Raw genomic sequence first — 19,858 nt, 5'->3', positions numbered from 1 at the left:
CGACTATGCTCTATTACGGGGATGATCTCGCCACACCGTAGTCAGGCTGGCAGTTGCTGCCCCCTCGACGAAATGGTCCGTAAACTGCCGTAGCACGAGAACGACCTTACGCTGAAGGTCCTCTATTCTACACTTTGCACAGCGCGAGGAATTATGTCCGCGTTGTACACGGTTTGAGCAGTTTCAAAGGAGACGTAGGTGGACTTTCGCCTACTGGGAGCGCTCGAAGTAACCGTGGACGGGCAACGTCTCGATCTCGGAGGCGTCCGGCAACACACGGTCCTGGCTGTCCTGCTTCTGGAGGCCAACCGGCCGGTGGCGGTCCACCGGCTCATGGAAGCCATCTACGGGGACGACCCACCCGCGACCTCCCGGGCCCAGGTGCAGATCTGCATCTCGTCGCTGCGACGCCTGTTCGGCGGTTACGGCCACGAGCAGATGATCGTCACCCGCGCGCAGGGGTACGCCTTCCGGGCCGACAGCGAGCGGATCGACGCGCACCGCTTCGAGAACCTGGTGCTCAAGGCCCGGCAGGCCCGCGACAACCGGGGCCTGGAGGAGGCCGTCCGGTATTACCGCGAGGCGCTCGCGCTCTGGCGCGGACCCGCGCTGGAGGGCATCGAGAGCAGGGTGGTGCAGTCCGCCGCGAGCTGGCTCGACGAGGAGAGACTCACGGCGAACGAGGACTGCGTCCAGCTCGAACTGGACCTCGGCCGGCACCACGAGGTGGTGAGCGAGCTGCGCAGGCTCGTGGAGGAGCACCCGCTCCGCGAACGCCTCCTCGGCCAGTTCATGACGGCGCTGTACCGCTCGGGCCGGCAGGCGGAGGCACTGCAGGTGTACCGCGACGCCCGGCGCACGATGATCGACGAGCTGGGCATCGAGCCCAACGAGCGGCTACAGCAGCTCGAGCACGCGATACTCACGGCCGACGAGAGCCTGAACCCGCCGCGCGAGAGCGTTCGCGTCGCCGCCGAACCGCCCCCGCCGCCCGCCGCCCCGCCCGCCGTCCCCGGCATGCTGCCCGCCGGCATCGCCGACTTCATCGGCCGCAACAGGCAGCTCGAGGAGATCAGGCAGCGGCTGACGAAGGTCCCCGACGGAGCCGCGCGCTTCGCCGTGCCGATCGTGGCGATCTCCGGAAGGGCGGGCATCGGCAAGACCACCATCGCGGTCCACGCGGCGCACAGCGTCGCCGACGTCTATCCCGACGGGCAGCTCTTCGCCGACCTGCACGGCGGCATCTCCCGCCCGGTCAGCCCGATGCAGGTCCTCGAACGGTTCCTGCGCGCGCTGGGCGTGCCCGGCAGCTCGCTGCCCGAGGGCCTGGAGGAGCGCGCGGAGACGTACCGCTCGCTGCTGGCGGACCGCAGGATGCTCATCGTGCTGGACGACGTGAGCAACGAGAGCCAGGTCCTGCCGCTGCTGCCCGGCAATCCCGCCTCCGCCGTCATCGTCAGCAGCCGGAGCCGCCTGGTGGGGCTCGCGGGGGCGATGCACGTCGACGTCGACCTCTTCGACGTGAACCAGTCGGTGGACCTGCTCGCGCAGGTCGCGGGCGCGGAACGGGTGGAGGCGGAAAGAGAGGCCGCCGAGGCGCTCGCCGAGCTGTGCGGCCACCTGCCCCTCGCGCTGCGCATCGCGGGCGCCCGGCTGGCGGCCCGCCCGCACTGGAGCGTCGAGCAGCTGGTCGAGCGGCTGCGCGACGAGACGCGCCGGCTCGACGAGCTGATGCACGGCGAGATGGGCATCCGCGCCAGCCTCTCGCTCACCTACGAAGGCATCAGTGAGGAGGCGCGGCGGCTGCTGCGGCGCCTGGCGGTCCTCGACTCCCGCATCTTCTCGGTCTGGACCGGCGCGGCCCTGCTGGACCGGCCGCTCACCGAGGCGCAGGACCTGCTGGACGACCTCGCGGACGCTCACCTCGTCGAGGTCCTCGTGGGCCGCGGCCCGCACACGCAGTATCAGATCCACGACCTCATCCGGGTGTTCGCGCGCGAGCGCCTGGCCGCCGAGGAGCCGCCGGCGGAGCGCAAGGCCGCGCTGTCGCGGGTGCTCGGCTCGCTGCTCGCCCTGACGTGTGCGGCCCGGTCCCGGGAGTTCGGCGCCGACGTGCTCGCCAGCGACGAGGGCACGTTCCCCGGGACACTGCCCGAGCGGGTGATCGAGCAACTCGTCGCCGATCCGATGCCGTGGTTCGAACGCGAGCGCTACCTGCTCGTCTCCGGCATCCGTCAGGCGGCGCAGGCGGGCTTCGTGGAGCTGTGCTGGCGGCTCGCCGCCAACGCCGCGGCCTTCTTCGAGTCGCGGGTCTACCTGGACGACTGGCGGGAGACCCACGAGATCGCGCTCGACGCGGCGCGGCAGGCCGGGGACCGGCGCGGCGAGGCCGAGATGCTGTACACCATCGGCTCGCTGTCCTTCAGCGAGCAGCGGTTCGACGAGGCGCGGCAGGAGCTGGAGGCAGCGGTCCGGCTGTTCGAGGAGGTCGGCGACGACCACCGGATCGCCCTGGCGATCCGCAGCATCGCGGTCCTGGAACGAATCAACGGGCGGTTCGCGGAGGCGGTGGCCAACTACGAGAAGGCCCTCAAGGTGTTCCACAGCGCCGGGGACCACGTCTCCGCGGCCCACACCCTCTACAGCCTCGCCCAGCTGCGGCTCGACTGCGACGACCTGGACGGCGCGAAGACGCTCCTCGCGGAGGCGCTCACGCGGAGCAAGGCAGGGGGCGACCGCAGGGTCACCGCCCAGGTCCTGCACCGGATGGGTCAGGCGCACCTGCAGGCGGGTGAGTACGGCCTGTCGGCCGGCTCCTTCGAGGAGGCGCTGACGGTGGTGCGCGGCATCGGCGACTCCATCGGTGAGGCGCTGGCCCTGCACGGCTTCGCCATCGCCCGGCTACGCCAGGGGAAGATCGTCGAGGCCGAGGAGACGCTGCAGGACGCGCTGAAGCTGGCGACGGCCTCCCGTCACCGGCTGGCGGAGGCACGCGTGCTGTCGGGGCTGGGCGAGCTGGCGAGCGCCCTCGGCGAGCCCGGCCAGGCCGCGACGCACCTGCGCAGGGCCGCCGGCCTCTTCCGTGGCATGCAGATGCCGTTGTACGAGGCACAGACGCTCATCATGCTGGGCGACGCGCTGTACGCCACGGGGGACTACAGCGAGGCCGACGACGTCATGGCGCGCACGCTCGACCTCGCCGACCGCATCGACGAGCAGGCCGGGCAGCGGGTGCGCGAGCAGTTGTTCCGCGTCCAGCACGCCCGGCCGCCCGCGCGCGGCGGACTGCCGGCCGCCGGCGCCTGGGGCCGGTGATCGCGGGGCGACGTCAGCAGGCCGTGACGGTGACGGGAACGCCGTTGAACACGGCATTTCCCGACAGGGGGTCGACGACCGACTCGTCCGTCAACGCGTTGGCGTTGACCCCGGCATGCTTGGCCGCGACCAGCTGCGGGGTCTCGGCATGCCCCCAGCCATGCGGCAGGCTCACGACGCCCGGCATGATCGTGTCGGTGGGCTCGACGGGCACCGTCAGCTCGCCCACGGCCGACCGGACCACGGCCCGCTCGCCGAGCCCGAGCCGGTCCGCGTCGGCGGGGTTGACGTGCAGCGTGCAGCGGTTGCTGCCGCCCATCAGCGGCTCCACGTTGTGCAGCCAGCTGTTGTTGGACCGCAGCTGCCTGCGGCCGATGAGCACGAACTCCGCGGGAGGCGTGGCCAGCCGTGCCCGGAGGCGCCCGGCCTCCGCGGCGAGCTCGGGCGGGGCGAGCTCGACCCGTCCAGAGGCGGTGCACAGCAGTTCGTCCAGCCGGGGGCGCAGCGCCCCGAGGTCGACGCCGTGCGGCTGCGCCAGCAGCGCGGCCAGCGACAGGTCGTAGGAGCCGAGCTTGAGCAGGAGGTCGAGGAGCAGCTCGGGCCCGCTGCCGCCCTGCAGCGAGGCGCGCAGCTCGGCCGGGTCCCTGCCCTCCACGGGGGAGCCCGGCGTCCCCACCGCCCCTCGCAACAGCTCGCCGATCATCGCCTCGTCGAGCCCTGCGGGGTCGGCGTCCGCCTCCTGACCCGACGCGATCAGGGTGAGGCGGGCCAGGATCTCGCCCTCCGACAGGCGGCCGGGCTCCAGCGGCAGGATCGGCGGGGAGAACCTCGCGTAGTTGCGGACCGTCACGCTGAGCAGCATGAAGTCGTAGTGCGGCATCTGCAGGATCCGCGGCGGCGGCAGGATCACATGCGCGTGCCTGGTGGTCTCGTTCAGGTACGGGTCCACGCAGACCATGAACTCCAGGTCCCGGAAGGCCCGGTCGAGACGGGGGCCGTTCGGCGCCGAAAGCACCGGGTTGCCCGCCACCGCCACCAGCGCCCTGACCTGCCCCTTCCCCGGCGTCTCGATCTCGTCGGCGAGCGTGGCCACCGGCAGCTCGCCGAGCACCTCCGGCAGCCCGCGTACGCGGCTGCGCCAGCGCCCGGTGACGAACGGCTGCCGGGTGCGGCCGAGTTCGAGTGTGGCCGTCTTGGCGAACATGACCCCGCCGGGACGGTCGAAGTTGCCGGTCAAGACGTTGATCACGTCGATGAGCCACTGGGCGGCGGTGCCGAACTCCTGTGTGCAGGTGCCGATGCGGGCGTAGACGGCGGCGGTGGGGGCCGCGGCCAGCTCACGCGCGATCCGTACGATGTCCTCGGCGGGCACGCCGCACACCCTCGCCACGGCGTCGGGAGAGAACTCCTCGGCCAGCCGGCGCAGCTCCGCCAGCCCGTTCACCTGGAGGTCGATCGCCGTCAGGTTCTCGGCGAGCAGCGTGTGGACGATGCCGAAGAGCAGGTAGGCGTCCGTACCCGGCCTGATGAACAGGTGCTCGTCCGCCATCGAGGCGGTCCTGGTGCGGCGGGGGTCGACGACGACGAGCTTCCCGCCGCGCTCGCGCAGCGCCTGGAGACGGCCGCGGAAGTCGGGGGCGGCGCACAGGGAGCCGTGGGACACCGCCGGGTTGGCGCCCAGCATCAGCAGGTAGTCGGTGCGGTCCAGGTCGGGCACCGAGATCGCCAGCGGGTCGCCGAGCATATGGCCGCAGGCGACGTGCTTGGGCATCTGGTCGATGGTGCTGGCGGAGTAGACGTTGCGGGTGCCGAGCGCCTGGGCCAGCGCGCCGCGGTACAGCGCCCCGGCCATGGTGTGGAAGGTGGGGTTGCCGAGATACAGGGCGACGGCCTCGCGGCCGTACGCCTCGATGACGCCGTTCAGTCCCCGGGCCACCACCTGGAACGCCTCGTCCCAGGTGGCCTCGCGCCACTCGTCGCCCTCGCGGATCATCGGGACCTGCAGCCGGTCGGGGTCCTCGTCGAGTTTGCCGAGACTCGCCCCCTTCGGGCAGATATATCCCTTGGAGAAGGGGTCGTCCGGATCGCCCTTGACGTTGAGGACGCGCCCGGCGTCGTCAAGGGTGAGCCGGAGGCCGCAGACGGCATCGCAGATGGGGCAGGTCCGGTGCGCGGTTCTCATCGGCACTCCCGAGATCGTGGACGCCTCTCATGATGGCCCGGGGCTCGGGAGGGATCTTCTTCCTGTGTGCGGTGCCTGGCGCCCCGTGCGGGCGGCGTCCCGCGGGGACGCCGCCCGGAAGGGGCCCGTCAGTAGGCGCGGCGCTGCCGCATGGCGGAGCGCTCGATGCGCTCGCGCGCCTCCAGCAGGCAGGAGGCGATCTCCTTCTCCCGCTCGGGCGTGAGGCGCGGGATCGGCACCGAGCAGCTGATGGCGTCGCGCGGCGGGTCGCTGATGTGCAGCGCGACGCCGAAGCACCGCAGCCCCTCGGTGTTCTCCTCACGGTCCACCGCGTAGCCCTGCTTGCGCACCCGGCGCAGGTCGACCAGCAGTTCCTCGGCGTCCACGATCGTGTGGGCCGTCAGCGAGGGCAGCTCGGCGGGCAGCATCGCGCGCACCTCGTCGTCGTCCCTGCTCGCCAGGATCGCCTTGCCGAGCGACGTGGTGCTCGCCGGCAGGCGGCGGCCCACCCGGGAGAACGGCCGCAGGTAGTGCCGCGAGGCCCGCGTGGCGAGATAGACGATGTCGAAGTGGTCGAGACGGGCGAGGTGCACCGTCTCCCCCGTGACCTCGGCCAGCCAGTCCAGGGCGTCGTGCGCGAGCTGGACCACCGGGTCGCCGTCGATGTACGTCGCCCCGACCAGCAGAGCCCGCATGCCGATCCGGTAGAGCGTGCCGGTGACGTCGGTCTCGATCCAGCCGAGGTCGACCAGCGTGCGCAGCAGGGCGTGCAGGCTGCTCTTGGGGTAGCCCAGCTTGCCCTGAAGGTCGGTGAGGCTGTGCAGTCCGGGATACTGCGCGAAGAAGTCGAGCAGCTCGACCGTCCGGAGTGCCGACTTCACGTGCGGCACGGGTTCCGCCATGTGTACCTCCCTGACCCGCTGTACGCCTCCTATTGTGAGCCGGTTCCCCAGGAGGCGACCGTCCGGGAGGCGATGTAGTCCATATCCAGATCATCCCCCAGTCCGGGAGTGTCCGGCATCCGCACCTTTCCGTCGGCGAGCGGGTCGACGATCGACCGCAGATGCGGGGCGGGCGTGTCGTAGTCCGAGTGCGGGTGCAGCAGCCCCCGCTCGTACCACTGCCCGCACAGCGTGGCGCCGATCACGGCCAGGGCGCCGGAGCCGTTGCCGTGGATCTCGCAGTCCATGCCGAACGACTCGGCCAGGTGGACCGCCTTGATCGCCGGGATGATCCCGCCGGAGCCGACCACCCCGACCCTGAGGATGTCACAGGCCCCCGCGGCCACCCACTCCGCCCGCGCCATGTGCTTGCCCCAGGAGGTCTCCGGCCCGAGGATCGGCGTCCTGAGCTGGTCGGCGAGCCATCGGTACGACTGCACCGACGCCTCCTCCATGGGCTCCTCGTACCACGCGAAGTTCAGCTCGTCGAGGGCCCTGCCGAGGGCCAGGGCCTCGGAACGGGAGTACCAGTGGTTGCTGTCGAGCATGAGCGCGACGTCCGGGCCGACCGCCTCCCGGACCGCGGCGCACGCCTCGATGTCGCGGTCCACGCCGTACGGCATGGGCGGCATCCACGTGTGCAGCTTGATCCCGCGGTAGCCGCGGGAGACGAGTTCCTTGGCGAAGGCGGCGTAGTCCTCGGGGGTGGCCAGGCCGCCGGGAATGTCGTCGCCGCACATCGTGCTCGCGTAGGCGGGCACCTCGGAGCGGGCGCCGCCGAGGAGCTTCCAGACCGGCAGGCCGAGCTTGCGCCCGGCGAGGTCCCACAGGGCCTGGTCGGCGGCGCTGAGCGCCCGGTCGGACAGGTTGCCCTGCGCGCCCCGCTGCCGGCGGGCGACGCGGTGCCACAGCCGCTCCCGGTCGAGGCTGTCCTGGCCGATCAGCGCCGGCCCGATGTGCCCGGTGATCACCGCCTCCCTGACGGTGTCCGGCGCCGCCAGGCAGTATCCGGTCGCGCCGTCGCTGTCGGTGACGGCCAGCAGCGCCTCCCGCACCTCCCGGGGCGGGCCGGGGTGCCGGTGGCCGTGCCCGTCCACCACAGACCTGGTGACCGTGGTGAAGACCGTGACGATGACGCGTTCGACGACCGCCATGGACTCTTCCTCTCTCTCGGTGCTGCGGGGGCCGGAGGGGCCGTGTCAATCGGGCCCGGAGGGCCGGTGCGCGGTCAGGGACGCACCGGCCCGGTCCCGGGATCCGGCGGCGATCGTCAGCCGCCGGTCGCCTTCTTCCACTCGGCCTGGGCGTCGGTCAGCTTCTGCGCCAGGGTGTCGAGGAACTCCTGGGGCTTCATCTGGCCGAGCAGCACCTTCTGGAAGAGGGGCTCGGTGTCGGCCTTGGTGATGGAGGAGAACTGGGGCAGGTAGTAGGGCGGGGACACGACCTGGGTGTTCGGGTCGTTCAGCGTGTCGACGGCCGTCTTCAGGTGCTCCAGGCCCTGCAGCCAGGAGTCGCCCTGCGCCTCGGTGTTGGCCGGGATCTGGCCCGTCTGCTGGTTCCAGTAGCTGTTGCTGTCGTGGGAGACCAGGAACTCCACGAACTTCCAGGCGGCGTCCTTGTGCTCGCTGTTCTTGAAGACCGCGAAGCCGTCCACGGGGTTGGCGACGACGGTCCGCTTGCCGCCGGGGCCGGTCGGCAGCGCGAAGGCGCCGATCTTGTCCTTGCCGTGCGCCTTGACGTGGTCGTTGTAGGAGCCCAGGTTGTGGTGCATCATCGCGATCTTCCCGGTGCCGAACGCGGCGACCATCTTCGGGAAGTCGTTGGTGACGTCGGCCTCGGGGGTGTCCTTCTTGTACAGCCCGGCCATCTTGGTGAGGAACTCGACGTTCTTCGGGTCGTTGACCGTGCTCTTGCCGGAGGCGTCGAAGAACTCGGGGACGCCTGAGTAGGAGTACATCTCGGCCAGGATCTGGAAGATCGAGCCGGCGCCGCCGCGGATGGTGTAGCCGTACTCGTCGGGCTTCTTGGTCAGGTCGTCGGCGTCCTTGAAGAACTCGTCCCAGGTGTTCGGCGCCTGCTGGAGCTTGTCCTTCAGATACCACACCACGTCCATGTTGGAGGTGCCCGGCACCAGGTAGAGCTTGCCGTCGGGCACGGTCTTGCGGACCGAGTCGAGCATCGGCGTGGCCAGCTTGCCGTTCACCGAGCTCTTGGCCAGCCACTCGTCCGCCGGCTCCAGCGCCTGCTGGCCGGTCAGGTTGGCCAGGTACGACGTGGTGACGCCGCCGACGTCGGGGGTGTCCCCGCCCGCGATGGCGGTGTCGTACTTCTGCTGGACGGAGGCGATCGGGACGCCGACGTACTCGACGTGGATCGAGGGGTTGGCCGCCTCGAACCGCTTGATGAGCTCCTGGTAGATCGGGGTGCGGGTGCCCCCGTTGTTGTCCCAGAACGTGATGGTCGTCTTGCCGGAGCCCTCGCCGGAACCCGAGTCCGACCCACATCCGGTAGCGGTGACGGCGAGGACGGCGAGCGCCGCCCAGGCCACTTTCATCTTCATGGTTCCTCCTGCTTACGACAGGCTGGGGGGTTGCTATCCCTTGACCGCGCCGGCGCTGATGCCGTGCACGAGATAGCGCTGGACCACTGCGAACACGCAGACCACCGGCAGGGCGGCGACGACGCCCCCGGCCGCGAGAGCCCCGAAGTCGGCGCTGTACTCCCCGATCGTGTAGCTGAGCCCGACGGGGATCGTGAAGCTGTCCTGCTTGCTGACGAACATCAGCGCGAACAGGAAGTTGTTCCACGTGTGGATGAAGGCGAACGATCCCACGGCGATCAGGCCGGGCCGCAGTTGCGGCAGCACGATCGCGAGGAAGCCGCGGAAGCGGGTGCAGCCGTCGACCATCGCGGCCTCCTCGACCGTGAACGGCACGGCCGAGATGAACCCGCTCATCAGGATGATCGACAGGGGCAGGTTGAAGACGGTGTCGGCGACGATGAGGCTGGCCAGGCTGTTGATCAGGCCGAGCGACTTGAAGATCGAAAACAGCGGGATCAGCATCATCGCGCCGGGGATGAACTGGGTGCACAGCAGCACGACCATGAACAGGCCCCGGCCGCGGAACCGGTAGCGCGACAGCGCGTACCCGCCCATGACCGCGATGACCGTGGTGAACAGCAGCGACCAGACCCCGACGATCACGCTGTTCTTGAAGAACACCGCGTAGCCGATGTCGTTCCAGACGGTCTCGAAGTGCTCGAACGTGATCGGCCAGGGCACCGGGTCGGTCGATCCGGCCGGCCGCAGGGCGAACACGAGCATCCAGTAGAACGGCACGAGGGTGAAGACCAGGTACATCCCGAGAGGGACGTAGAGCCGCAGCACGCGGCCGGGATCGTGCCTCTTCCGTCGGCGGGTCCCCGCGGGCACCGCTCGCGTGCGCGGGCGGATCATGACGTCGGCGCTCATTGCGAAACCCCTCGCCTCTTCATCGTTCCTCGCCGAACCGGCTGAGCCGGAGGTAGAGGATGGAGCAGAACAGCAGGATCACGAAGCCCGCCATCGTCAGCGCCGAGCCGTACCCGAAGTCCTTGGAGTCGACGGCCCGCTGTGCGACGTACAGCGGCAGCGTGGTCGTGACCTGCGCCGGGCCGCCGCCGGTGAGCGTGTAGAGCAGGTCGACGTTGTTGAACTCCCAGACCCCGCGCAGCAGCGTGGCCAGCACGATCGCGTCCCGCAGGTGCGGCAGCGTGACGTGGAGGAAGCGCCTGATCCGCCCGGCGCCGTCCACCGCCGCCGCCTCGTAGAGCTCGCCCGGGATGCCCTGCAGGCCGGCGAGCAGGAGGATCGCGAAGAACGGCACGCCGCGCCACAACTCGGTCACCACCACGGCGGGAAAGACCGTGTCGGGGTTGCCGAGGACCGCCGCCTCGGGCTGCCCGAGGAAGCGCAGCACCCCGGTGCTCGGCGTGTAGAGCAGGATCCAGATGCCCGTCGTCAGCACCCCGGAGACGGCCCAGGGCGAGAAGACGAGCGACCGGGCGAGCCCCCTGCCGATGAAACTTTCATTGACGATCAGGGCCAGGGCCAGCCCGAGGATCAGCTGGAGGCCGATCTCGACCACCACCCATTTGGCGGTGAAGCCCAGGCTGTGCCAGAAGACCTCGTCCTCGAACAGCATCCGACGGAAGTTGTCGAGACCGGCGAAGCCGTCCGCCCATGGCCGGGTGAGGTTGCGGTGCTGCAGGCTGTAGTACGCGACGCTGGCGATCGGGTAGACGAGAAACGCGGCGATGAGCGCGACCGTCGGTGAGATCAGCAGGTACGGCACGGCCCTGCGGCGCATCGTCGTCACCGGCGCATCTCCTCTGCGACTTTTCCCGAACCATGTTCAAGACATATTCCTGAACGTGGTTCACAAACGTGGACGGATCAACGGTGATGTTCGGGCCTCGGTCCTGTCAAGGACCCGTGTCCTATTCGAAACATTCACCCTCTGAAGCCGCGCGTCTTGACCGCGCGCCGCCGCGCACCGTACGGTCCGGGTGTTCACGAATATGAATCTCGTTCAGAAGGATGACGGAGGAAGCCGGTGACATTCGACGGCCTGCTGTTCTTCCCGGTCACGCCGTGCGACGAGGAGGAGCGGCTCGACCTCGAGGTGTTCCGCCGGCACGTGCGGCAGGGCGTCGAGGCGGGGTGCGGCGCGGTGTTCGCCTGCTGCGGCACCGGCGAGTTCCCCTCGCTCGGCCTGCGCGACTACGCCGCCTGCGTGGCCGCCGCGGTGGAGGAGGCGGCCGGGCGCGTCCCGGTGGTCGCCGGGACCGGCTACGGCACCGCGATGGCCCTGGAGTTCGCGAAGGCGGCCGAGGACGGCGGGGCCTCGGCCCTGCTCGCGCTGCCGCCGTACCTCGTGCAGGCGGGCCAGGACGGCCTGCGCCGCCACTACGAGGCGATCGCGGACGGCACCCGGCTGCCGGTCATCCTCTACCAGCGGGACAACGCCGTCTTCGAGCCGGAGACGGTCGCGGCGCTCGCGCGGCACCCGGGCGTCATCGGGTTGAAGGACGGCTACGGCGACCTCGGCCTCATGCGCCGGATCATCGAGGCCGCCCCGCCCGGCATGCTCTACTTCAACGGCCTGCCGACGGCGGAGCTGTCCCAGCTCGGCTACCGGGACCTCGGAGTGGTCCGTTACTCCTCCGCCGTCTTCTGCTTCCTCCCCGACCTCGCCCTCGCCTGCTACCGGGCGCTGCGGGACGGCCGCGACGACGTCGCCGGCCGTCTGATCGAGGGGTTCTACCGCCCTCTGGTCGACCTGCGGCGCGAGGGCCCGGGGTATGCCGTCTCGCTCATCAAGGCGGGTGTGCGCCTGCGTGGTCTGGACGTGGGACCCGTCCGCCGGCCGCTGTCCGATCCCAGCCTCGAGCACCTCGACAGGCTCGCCGCGCTGATCGACCGCGGTCTCGCCCTTCTCGAAGAACTGGAGCGGTCGCCCAACCCGGCCTGAGCGCCGGCGACGCGTACGGACTCGTCTCGGGGGAGCGACCGCGGAACGGAGACAGTCATGCCCGGAAGATCCTTACTCGTGTCGGCCGCCCTCGCGGTGACGGCCGCCGTCCCCGTGCTGGGAGCGGGCCCCGCCGGGGCGGCCACCCCGCCGGCCGGGAAGCCGGTCGATCTCGGGCGGCAGACGCTGCCCGCGGGCGACGGCTGGGCCTCGGCCGGCACCGGCACCACCGGCGGCGCGGCGGCCCCCGCGTCGAACGTCCACGTCGTCACCGACCGCGCGGGCCTGGCCGCGGCCCTCGCCTCCCCCGGCCCCCGCATCATCTACGTCAGGGGCGTCATCGACGTCGACAAGACCTGCGCGGACTTCGCCACCGGCGGCTACACGCTGGCCGGCTACCTCGCGGCGTACGACCCGGCGGTGTGGGGCCGCGACACCGAGCCGTCCGGGCCGATGGAGGACGCGCGGGCGGCCTCGGCCGCGGCGCAGACGAAGTACATCAAGCTCAAGGTGCCGTCCGACACCACGATCGTGGGCCTGCCGGGAGCGACCATCCGGCACATCAACCTGCACGTGGACAAGGCCGACAACGTCATCATCCGCAACATCCGGTTCGAGGACTCGGCCGACTGCTTCCCCCAGTGGGACCCCACCGACGGCGCCGAGGGCAACTGGAACTCCCTCTACGACAACATCTCGGTCACCGGTTCGACCCACGTCTGGATCGACCACAACACGTTCACCGACGGGGACAACCCCGACTCGAACCAGCCGGTCTACTTCGGCCGGCCCTATCAGGTGCACGACGGGCAGGCGGACATCACCAGCGCGTCCGACTTCGTGACCGTGTCGTGGAACAGGTTCTCCGACCACGACAAGACCATACTGATCGGCTCGACCAACAACCCCGCCAACGACCGGGGCAAGCTCAGCGTCACCGTGCACCACAACGAGTTCTTCGGCAACCTCCAGCGGCTGCCGCGCGTGCGGTTCGGCAAGGTGCACGTCTACAACAACTACTACCAGGTGCCCGACGCCGAGCCCTTCGAGTACGCGCTGGGCGTGGGCGTGGAGTCCCAGATCTACGCCGAGAACAACTACGTCCGGCTGAGCCGGAGCGTGGACCCGGCCGACCTGCTCTACAACTGGGGCGGCACGGCGCTGACGGCCAAGGGCAACCTGCTGCGGATCGGCGGCAAGGAGCAGCCCGTCGACCTGATCGCCGCCTACAACGCGAAGAACGACCCCGACCTCGGCGCCGACGCGGGCTGGACGCCGACCCTGCACACGGGGATCGACCCCGCGGAGACCGTGCCCAGGGAGGTCTCCCGGCACGCCGGGGCCGGCGAGATCCACTGACGGACGGCGGCGCGCGGCCCCTGTGGACCCGGAGGGGCCGCGCGCACCCTCAAGGACCGAGGCGGGACAGCGGCAGCCCGAGCTGGAGGTACAGCTCCAGCTGGTCGTAGAAGACCTGCTGGTTGACGATCAGCCCGTCCTGCACGGTGAAGAACCAGCAGCACCGCACGCTGACGTAGCGCCCGGTGCTCTGGAGCACATCGCCCGTGGTGAGCGGGAACGGCCCGGTGTGCCTGCCGGTCCCCACCGCGGTGACCGCCGTGGCCTCGCCGTCCACGACCTTCTGTAACACCGTGACGTGCACGTCGGGGAACGCCTGCCAGATCGCGGTGTGATAGGACGCCACATCCGAGCGGCCCTCCGCCGGCCCGCCCGGCCCCACCGCGACGGGCTTGGCGCAGTAGCACCCCATGAGCTCGTCCAGATCGTGGGCGTTGTACGCGCTGAAATATCGGTCCACCACGTCCATAACGGCGAGACCCCCGATTCCCACACCTGGGAGTCCAGGTTATCGGGGGTCCGGTCGATCATCCCGGGCGGTCGTCCTGAGCCAGCAGGCGGGCCAGCGCCCGCCGCAGCTCGTCTTCCGGCCGCTCGTGCACGCGGTCCGCGCGCCAGGCGACGAAACCGTCAGGCCGGACGAGGGTCGCGCCGGTCCTCGTGATGCCGTACGCGCCGCAGAACCGGTCCTCGGGATCGCGCAGGCCGGCGCCGATCCGATGGACGTCCAGCCAGGCGTGCCCCGGGGCCGCCGCGGCCCATTCCGCCCCGTCCGGGCCGATCAGCAGAGTGAACGCGCCGGTGAACAGGTCGAGCGTGGACAGCCTCGTCCCCTCCCGCTCCAGCCACACGTGCGGCGCGCGCAGGCCTGGGCGCCCACTGGGAGCGCGCGGGTCCTCGACCGGCGCGTCCGGACCGGACGTCCGAGCGCAGACCGCCGCGGAGTCGTACCGGTATCCGAAGATCATGCTCAGGTCGTCGATCGCGGTGACGTCCTTACCCGTGCCGCCATGCCGGCCGGTGAGGTGCCGCATCGCGATCTCGAGCGTCAGCCGCGCGACCGGGCGGCGCTCGGCTTCGTAGGTGTCCAGCAGCGCCTGTCCCGCCCGGCCCTCGATCACGGCGGCGAGTTTCCATGCCAGGTTCTGCGCATCGGCGATGCCGGTGTTCGCGCCGTAAGACCCGGCGGGCGGGACGACGTGCGCCGCGTCGCCGGCGAAGAACACCCGCCCGGCCCGATACCGGTGCGCGACCCACCCGCCGATCGTGCTGCGGGAGACCTGCCACGGCCATCCGGGCACGGGGGGCACGAGGGTGATGTCGAGGTCCGCCACCCCGGTCGCGAGGCGGGCCAGCTCGACGCAGCGCCGCTCGGAGAAGTCACCGGGGGTCTCCCCCGGCTCCGGGTCGTGGGGCACCCCGAGCATCCATCGTCCGGACGTCCGCAGCGGCACCAGGACGGTGCCGGTCGCCGGCCGGTCGAGGTAGGCCAGCAGGAACCGGCGCCCGCGCAACGCGGCGGTGAGGTCGGCGTCGAAGACGAAATACGCCACGTGGATCACGGGTCCCGGCTGGTCCACACCGATGCCGAGCCGGCCGCGTATGCCCGCGCGGTGGCCATCGGCGGCGACCAGGTAATCGGCGCGGAGACGGCGTTCGGCGCCGGTGCCGAGGTCGCGGACGACGGCCGTCACGCCGTCGGCGTCGCAGTCGAGGGAGATCAGTTCGGTGCCGAACCAGATGTCCGCGCCGCCGCTTTCGGCATGGCTGCGCACGATACGCTCCAGATCGTCCTGATCGATCATCGCCCAGTCGGTGGGACTGACCGTCGCCGGCGGCCGGACGTGCGCGAGCAGGTCCACGCGGAAACGCTCCCGGCCGGCCAGCGTGTCCGCGCCGATCATCTCCGGAAGGCCGGCCAGGATCGACTGACGCCCGCGGATCTCCTCCTCCAGCCCGAGGGCACGGTAGATCTCCATCGAGCGCGGGTTGAACGCGCGCGCCTGAGGCGTGATCGCCGTGGACGGATGCCGTTCGACCAGGATCGGGCGGACCCCGAGACGCGTGAGGAAGAGCGCGGCGGACAGGCCGGTGATGCCTCCTCCCACGATGAGGACGGCGGTCCTGCGGTCGTACGGTCCGGTCATCGTTCCGGCACTCCCTTCTGCGCCGCCGAACGCGGCGGCACCTCGAACGCGTCCGCGACGGGGCCCGTCACACTCCTCGATAATCAATCACTCATAAAATTGTGTCAATCAGATGATTGAATGTGTTGACCGGCCGGATGTGACTGTCAGGGCTATGATTGGATCATGTCCACGCCGAAGCCCCGCCGGTCTCCCAAGCCCGAGGAACGCCGGCGCGACCCGGAGCGCACCCGCGGGCTCATCCTGGACGCGGCGACGGCCGAGTTCGCCGCGCACGGCTTCGCCGGTGCCCGGCTCAGCGCGATCGCCGCCAGGGCCGGCGTCAACCAGCAGCTGATCTCGTATTACTTCGACGGCAAGGAAGGCCTCTACCGGGCCCTCGGGGAACGCTGGCGGCAGCGCCAGAGCGAGCTGGTGTCGCCCGGCACACCGCTGCCCGAGCAGATCCGCCGGTACGCGCTGGAGGCGTTGAACAACCCGGACGGTGTCCGGTTGCTCGCGTGGAGCGGCCTGGAGTACGCGGGGCCGCGCACCGATCCCGACCAGGCGCCGCGTTCCGAGCGGCTACGGGGCTACGTGGACGAGGTCCACGCCCGGCAGGCGGCGGGCCGGCTGCCGGACGAGGTGGACCCGGCCTGCCTGAGCATCATGCTGATGGCCGCCGCGATGGCGACCGTCACACTGCCGCACGTCGTCGAAGGCGTCTGCGGAGCAGATGCCCGCTCCCCCGAGTTCGTCCGGCACTACGCCGAGCAGGTCTCCCTGGTCGCCCGGCTCCTCGGGCTCGATCCCGAATAGCGATCCGCGCCGCTCCCCCAGAACGGGAGCGGCGCGGAAACGAGCGCGGCGGCGTCAGACGCGCGGGCGGCCGTCCACACGTTGCGGCACGCCGAGGGGGTTGTCGTCACGCAGCTCCGGCGGCAGCAGATCGTGCGGCCAGTCCTGGTACGCCACGGGGGTCGTCCAGCGCCTGATCGAGGCCGCTCCGACGGAGGTGTGCGCCGGGGCGGTGGAGGCGGGCCAGGGGCCGCCGTGATGCATCGCCCAGCAGACGGCGACACCGGTGGGCCAGCCGTTCCAGATGAGCCGCCCGGCCAGGCGGCGCAGGACCGGCACGAGGTCGCCGGCCTCCTGTGGCCCGGCCGCGTGGACGGTCGCGGTCAGCGACCCCGGCAGCCGCCGCAGCACGGCGGGCAGTTCGGCGGGGTCGCGGTAGCGGACGACGATCGCCGACGGGCCGAAGCACTCCTCCCCCAGCTCGGGCAGCCCGTCCGCGAACGCCTCCAGGTCGGCGGCGAAGACCTGCGGGGTGATGCCGTCCACCGCGCCCCCGGAGGCCAGCACGGTGAGCCGCCCGGCCAGCCGGCCGGACGCGCGCAGGTAGCCCTCGCGGATCTTGTCGGTCAGCATGGGCCCGCCGCTGGTGGCGGCGACCGCCTCGGCGACGGCCTGCTCGAACCCTCCCTCCGCCGGGACGAACACCAGGCCGGGGTTGGTGCAGAACTGTCCCACCCCGAGGGTCAGCGAGGCCGCGAACCCGGAGGCCACCTCGGCGGGGTCGGCCGAGGGCAGCACGACGACCGGGTTGACGCTCCCCAGCTCCCCGTAGAACGGGATGGGGTCGGGCCGCTCGTCGATCAGCTTCTGGATGGCCTTCCCGCCCGCGAGCGAGCCGGTGAAGCCGACCGCCGTGACGAGCGGGTGCCGCACCAGCGGCGCTCCCGCCTCGAACCCGTGCACGAGCCCGAGCAGGTCGGGGTCGGGCAGGGCCTGCCGTACGACGGAGGCGGTCAGGTCGGAGGTGCGGGGATGCCCCTCGTGGGCCTTGACCACGACCGGGCAGCCGGCCGCGAGCGCCGACACCGTGTCGCCGCCCGCCACCGAGAACGCGAAGGGGAAGTTGCTGGCCGCGAAGACGGCCACGACGCCGAGCGGGTGGTTCATCCGGCGCACGTCGGGACGCGGCGGGGTGGCGCCGGGATCGGGGTGGTCGATCACCGCCTCCACCCATCCGCCGTCCCGCAGGACGTCGGCGAACAGCCGGAACTGCGCGGCCGTACGGGCGATCTCGCCGCGCAGCCGCGCCTCCGGCAGCCGGGTCTCCTCCGCGGCGGCCGGCCACAGCTCCTCGGCGTGCTTGAGCAGGGCGTCGGCGACGCCTTCGAGCACGGTGGCGCGCTCGGCCGGGGGCGTCGCCCGCCACGCCTCGCCCGCCGCGGCGGCCCGCTCGACCGCCGACCGGACGGCGTCCTTCACCTGGTCGGTCACCTCATCCCCCCGCAGAAAGGTTCTCGACATCGTAGCGGGGGCCGCAGAACGCCCCGCCGACCAGCGAGTGCGGCAGCTCGCCGAGATCGGGCTCGCCGTGCTCGGCGATCAGCTTCTCGGCGTAGACCTCCGAGTCGTCCTTGGGCTCGTAGCCGATGGCCCGGCCCTCCTCCAGCGACCACCAGCGGCGCGTGTTGGCCGACACGCCCCACACCACGTGGAAGCCGTCGGCCGCCAGCGACGCCTCGGCCAGCCGGGCGCAGTCGTCCGGGGACAGCCAGGTCGACAGCATGCGCACGTCCTTGGGCTGCTCGAAGCACGAGCCGATGCGCAGGCAGGTCACCTGGATGCCGTACCGGTCGTGGTAGAGCGAGCCGAGCGCCTCCTTGGTCACCTTGCTCACGCCATAGAAGGTGTCCGGGCGCGGGAACAGGTAGTCGGGGGCCTCGCCCGCGCTGCGCGGGAAGAATCCGACCGCGTGGTTGCTGCTGGCCAGCACGACGTGGCGCACTCCGGCCCGCCTCGCGGCCTCCAGCACCACATAGGTGCCGTTGATGTTGACCTGCAGGATCTCCGCCCAGGGCTGTTCGAGGCTGTGGCCGCCCAGGTGCAGCACCGCGTCCACGCCGTCCATCGCCGCGTCCATCGCCTCGGGGTCGGTGATGTCGGCGGTCACCGCCTCCTCGCCCGGCCCCGCCTCCAGCGGTACGACGTCGAGCAGGCGCAGCACGCGCCCCTCCCTGGCCAGCCGGGGTCGCAGCAGGGTGCCGACGCCGCCCGCCGCGCCGGTCATGAGAATTCGCATGTGCCTCCTGTCGGATCGGCCCTGCAATAAGGCGCGGCCCCGGTGACGGGGATCCGGTGCCCGCGCCGGTGCGCGGCGCTCCGTGATCGTCCGCGCGACGTGCGGACCGTGTCAATGCCGAACGGCGCCAGTCTCGCAGCAATCCCCAACTGTTCACAAGTACGGGCATAGTTCACATATCTGACCCGAGATCGCTCCTTGACCTAACTGTTGCCAATTTTTACGGTCTTGCTAGCAAGTGAATGCAATTGCAGAGTCGATCACCGCGCTTCCGGCCTTCCGGCGGCGGTTCACGCGCAGGCTGACCAGCGGTGCGGCCGAAGGCTGACCAGGTTGACTTTCGCGAGATCACCCGGCTAGCTTCGTGGACATATTGAAGAACTTTGTCCATGTATGTGGACATCGAGGGAGTGGGCGGATGCAGCTCGACGGCGTTCTCTTCTTTCCGGTCACACCGTTCGGCGCGGACGGTGAGCTGGCCGAGGACGTGCTGGCCAAGCACGTGAGCCGAGGGGTGACCGAGGGCGCGGGCGGGGTGTTCGCCGCCTGCGGCACCGGCGAGTTCAACGCGCTGGGCATCGACGAGTACGCGCGGGTGGTGCGGATCGCCGTCGAGTCGACCGGCGGGCGGGTCCCCGTCCTGTCCGGCGCCGGCGGCTCGCTCCCGTTCGCCCGCGAGTGCGCGCGCAGGGCCGCCGAGGCGGGCGCGGACGGCCTGCTGCTGCTGCCGCCCTACCTGGTCAGCGCGCCCGCCGACGGGCTGGTGCGCTACGTCCGCGAGGTCGCGGCGGCCACCGACCTGCCGATCATCGTCTACCAGCGGGCCAACGCCCGCTTCACGGCCGCCGCCGCGGCGGCGCTGACCGAGATCCCCAACGTCGTCGGGTTCAAGGACGGCCTCGGCGACATCGACGCCATGCAGCGGATCGTCCTCGCCGTACGGGAGGCGACCGACCGCGACTTCACCTTCTTCAACGGGCTGCCGACGGCCGAGATGACCGTGCCCGCCTACCGGGGGATCGGCGTGAGCCTGTACTCCTCCGCCGTGTTCTGCTTCCTCCCCGAGGTGGCCCTGGCCTTCCACAAGGCCGTGACCGCCGGGGACGACGACCTCGTCCGGCGCCTGCTCGCCGGTTTCTACCGCCCACTGGTCGAGCTGCGCGACCTCGTGCCCGGCTACGCCGTCTCGCTCGTCAAGGCGGGCGTCGCCCTGCGCGGCCTCGACGTCGGCCGGGTGCGGCCGCCGCTGGTCGACGCGGCCCCCGAGCACGTCGCCCGGCTTGAGAAGCTGATCGCGGCCGGACTGGACATCGTCGGATGAGGAGCCG

Annotated in this window: 15 protein-coding genes; 5 read left to right on the top strand and 10 right to left on the bottom strand. The window is 71.0% G+C overall.

Annotated features, from left to right (window positions below; translation table 11 throughout):
* Positions 1-198 precede the first annotated feature (198 nt).
* On the top strand, positions 199-3,315 hold the full coding sequence (locus Msi02_RS36515) for an AfsR/SARP family transcriptional regulator (RefSeq protein WP_204052363.1): 3,117 nt from the start codon (positions 199-201) through the stop codon (positions 3,313-3,315).
* Between the two features lie 13 nt (positions 3,316-3,328).
* On the opposite strand, the gene Msi02_RS36510 is transcribed toward Msi02_RS36515, so the two are convergent.
* The 6 genes from Msi02_RS36510 to Msi02_RS36485 all read right to left on the bottom strand — a co-directional run bounded on the left by Msi02_RS36510 (position 3,329) and on the right by Msi02_RS36485 (position 10,787).
* On the bottom strand, positions 3,329-5,497 hold the full coding sequence (locus Msi02_RS36510) for a molybdopterin-dependent oxidoreductase (RefSeq protein WP_204052362.1): 2,169 nt from the start codon (positions 5,495-5,497) through the stop codon (positions 3,329-3,331).
* 128 nt (positions 5,498-5,625) lie between these two features.
* Positions 5,626-6,399 (bottom strand): IclR family transcriptional regulator, encoded by a 774-nt coding sequence (locus Msi02_RS36505; RefSeq protein WP_079315726.1) that lies wholly within the window; start codon positions 6,397-6,399, stop codon positions 5,626-5,628.
* Between the two features lie 29 nt (positions 6,400-6,428).
* A complete protein-coding gene (locus tag Msi02_RS36500; protein WP_079315767.1) occupies positions 6,429-7,592 on the bottom strand; it encodes an enolase C-terminal domain-like protein in 1,164 nt (387 codons plus the stop codon).
* A 116-nt stretch (positions 7,593-7,708) separates the two neighbouring features.
* On the bottom strand, positions 7,709-8,998 hold the full coding sequence (locus Msi02_RS36495) for an ABC transporter substrate-binding protein (protein WP_239109077.1): 1,290 nt from the start codon (positions 8,996-8,998) through the stop codon (positions 7,709-7,711).
* 33 nt (positions 8,999-9,031) lie between these two features.
* On the bottom strand, positions 9,032-9,910 hold the full coding sequence (locus Msi02_RS36490; RefSeq protein WP_204052361.1) for a carbohydrate ABC transporter permease: 879 nt from the start codon (positions 9,908-9,910) through the stop codon (positions 9,032-9,034).
* 19 nt (positions 9,911-9,929) lie between these two features.
* Positions 9,930-10,787, bottom strand: a complete 858-nt coding sequence (locus Msi02_RS36485) for a carbohydrate ABC transporter permease (protein ID WP_079315770.1) — start codon at positions 10,785-10,787, stop codon at positions 9,930-9,932.
* A gap of 246 nt (positions 10,788-11,033) precedes the next feature.
* Here Msi02_RS36485 and Msi02_RS36480 point away from each other — a divergent pair, with 246 nt between their 5' ends.
* Both Msi02_RS36480 and Msi02_RS36475 read left to right on the top strand, forming a co-directional pair.
* Positions 11,034-11,951 (top strand): 5-dehydro-4-deoxyglucarate dehydratase, encoded by a 918-nt coding sequence (locus Msi02_RS36480; protein ID WP_204052360.1) that lies wholly within the window; start codon positions 11,034-11,036, stop codon positions 11,949-11,951.
* Positions 11,952-12,008: 57 nt separating this feature from the next.
* Positions 12,009-13,310, top strand: coding sequence for a pectate lyase family protein (locus Msi02_RS36475; RefSeq protein WP_204052359.1), 1,302 nt, complete (start codon positions 12,009-12,011; stop codon positions 13,308-13,310).
* Positions 13,311-13,359: 49 nt separating this feature from the next.
* On the opposite strand, the gene Msi02_RS36470 is transcribed toward Msi02_RS36475, so the two are convergent.
* Together Msi02_RS36470 and Msi02_RS36465 are read right to left on the bottom strand one after the other, a co-directional pair.
* On the bottom strand, positions 13,360-13,803 hold the full coding sequence (locus Msi02_RS36470) for an ester cyclase (protein ID WP_204052358.1): 444 nt from the start codon (positions 13,801-13,803) through the stop codon (positions 13,360-13,362).
* 34 nt (positions 13,804-13,837) lie between these two features.
* The gene (locus Msi02_RS36465) at positions 13,838-15,457 is read right to left on the bottom strand and encodes an FAD-dependent oxidoreductase (protein ID WP_204052357.1); all 1,620 of its coding nucleotides are present in this window, start codon (positions 15,455-15,457) and stop codon (positions 13,838-13,840) included.
* A gap of 165 nt (positions 15,458-15,622) precedes the next feature.
* Here Msi02_RS36465 and Msi02_RS36460 point away from each other — a divergent pair, with 165 nt between their 5' ends.
* Positions 15,623-16,255 carry a TetR/AcrR family transcriptional regulator gene (locus Msi02_RS36460; RefSeq protein WP_079315730.1) on the top strand — a complete coding sequence of 211 codons (633 nt, stop codon included), beginning with the start codon at positions 15,623-15,625 and terminating at the stop codon, positions 16,253-16,255.
* A gap of 54 nt (positions 16,256-16,309) precedes the next feature.
* On the opposite strand, the gene Msi02_RS36455 is transcribed toward Msi02_RS36460, so the two are convergent.
* On the bottom strand, positions 16,310-17,755 hold the full coding sequence (locus tag Msi02_RS36455) for an aldehyde dehydrogenase (NADP(+)) (protein WP_204052356.1): 1,446 nt from the start codon (positions 17,753-17,755) through the stop codon (positions 16,310-16,312).
* Positions 17,727-18,530, bottom strand: a complete 804-nt coding sequence (locus Msi02_RS36450; RefSeq protein ID WP_239109076.1) for an NAD-dependent epimerase/dehydratase family protein — start codon at positions 18,528-18,530, stop codon at positions 17,727-17,729. The genes Msi02_RS36455 and Msi02_RS36450 overlap by 29 nt, the downstream gene beginning before the upstream one ends.
* Positions 18,531-18,948: 418 nt before the next feature.
* Between Msi02_RS36450 and Msi02_RS36445 the strand changes: the two genes are divergently transcribed.
* Positions 18,949-19,851, top strand: coding sequence for a 5-dehydro-4-deoxyglucarate dehydratase (locus Msi02_RS36445; RefSeq protein WP_204052355.1), 903 nt, complete (start codon positions 18,949-18,951; stop codon positions 19,849-19,851).
* Positions 19,852-19,858: the final 7 nt, after the last annotated feature.

Source organism: Microbispora siamensis (genome assembly GCF_016863095.1).
GTDB lineage: Bacteria > Actinomycetota > Actinomycetes > Streptosporangiales > Streptosporangiaceae > Microbispora > Microbispora siamensis.
The sequence above is the reverse complement of the archived record's forward strand: the minus strand, read 5'-3'. Positions and strand labels throughout refer to the sequence as shown.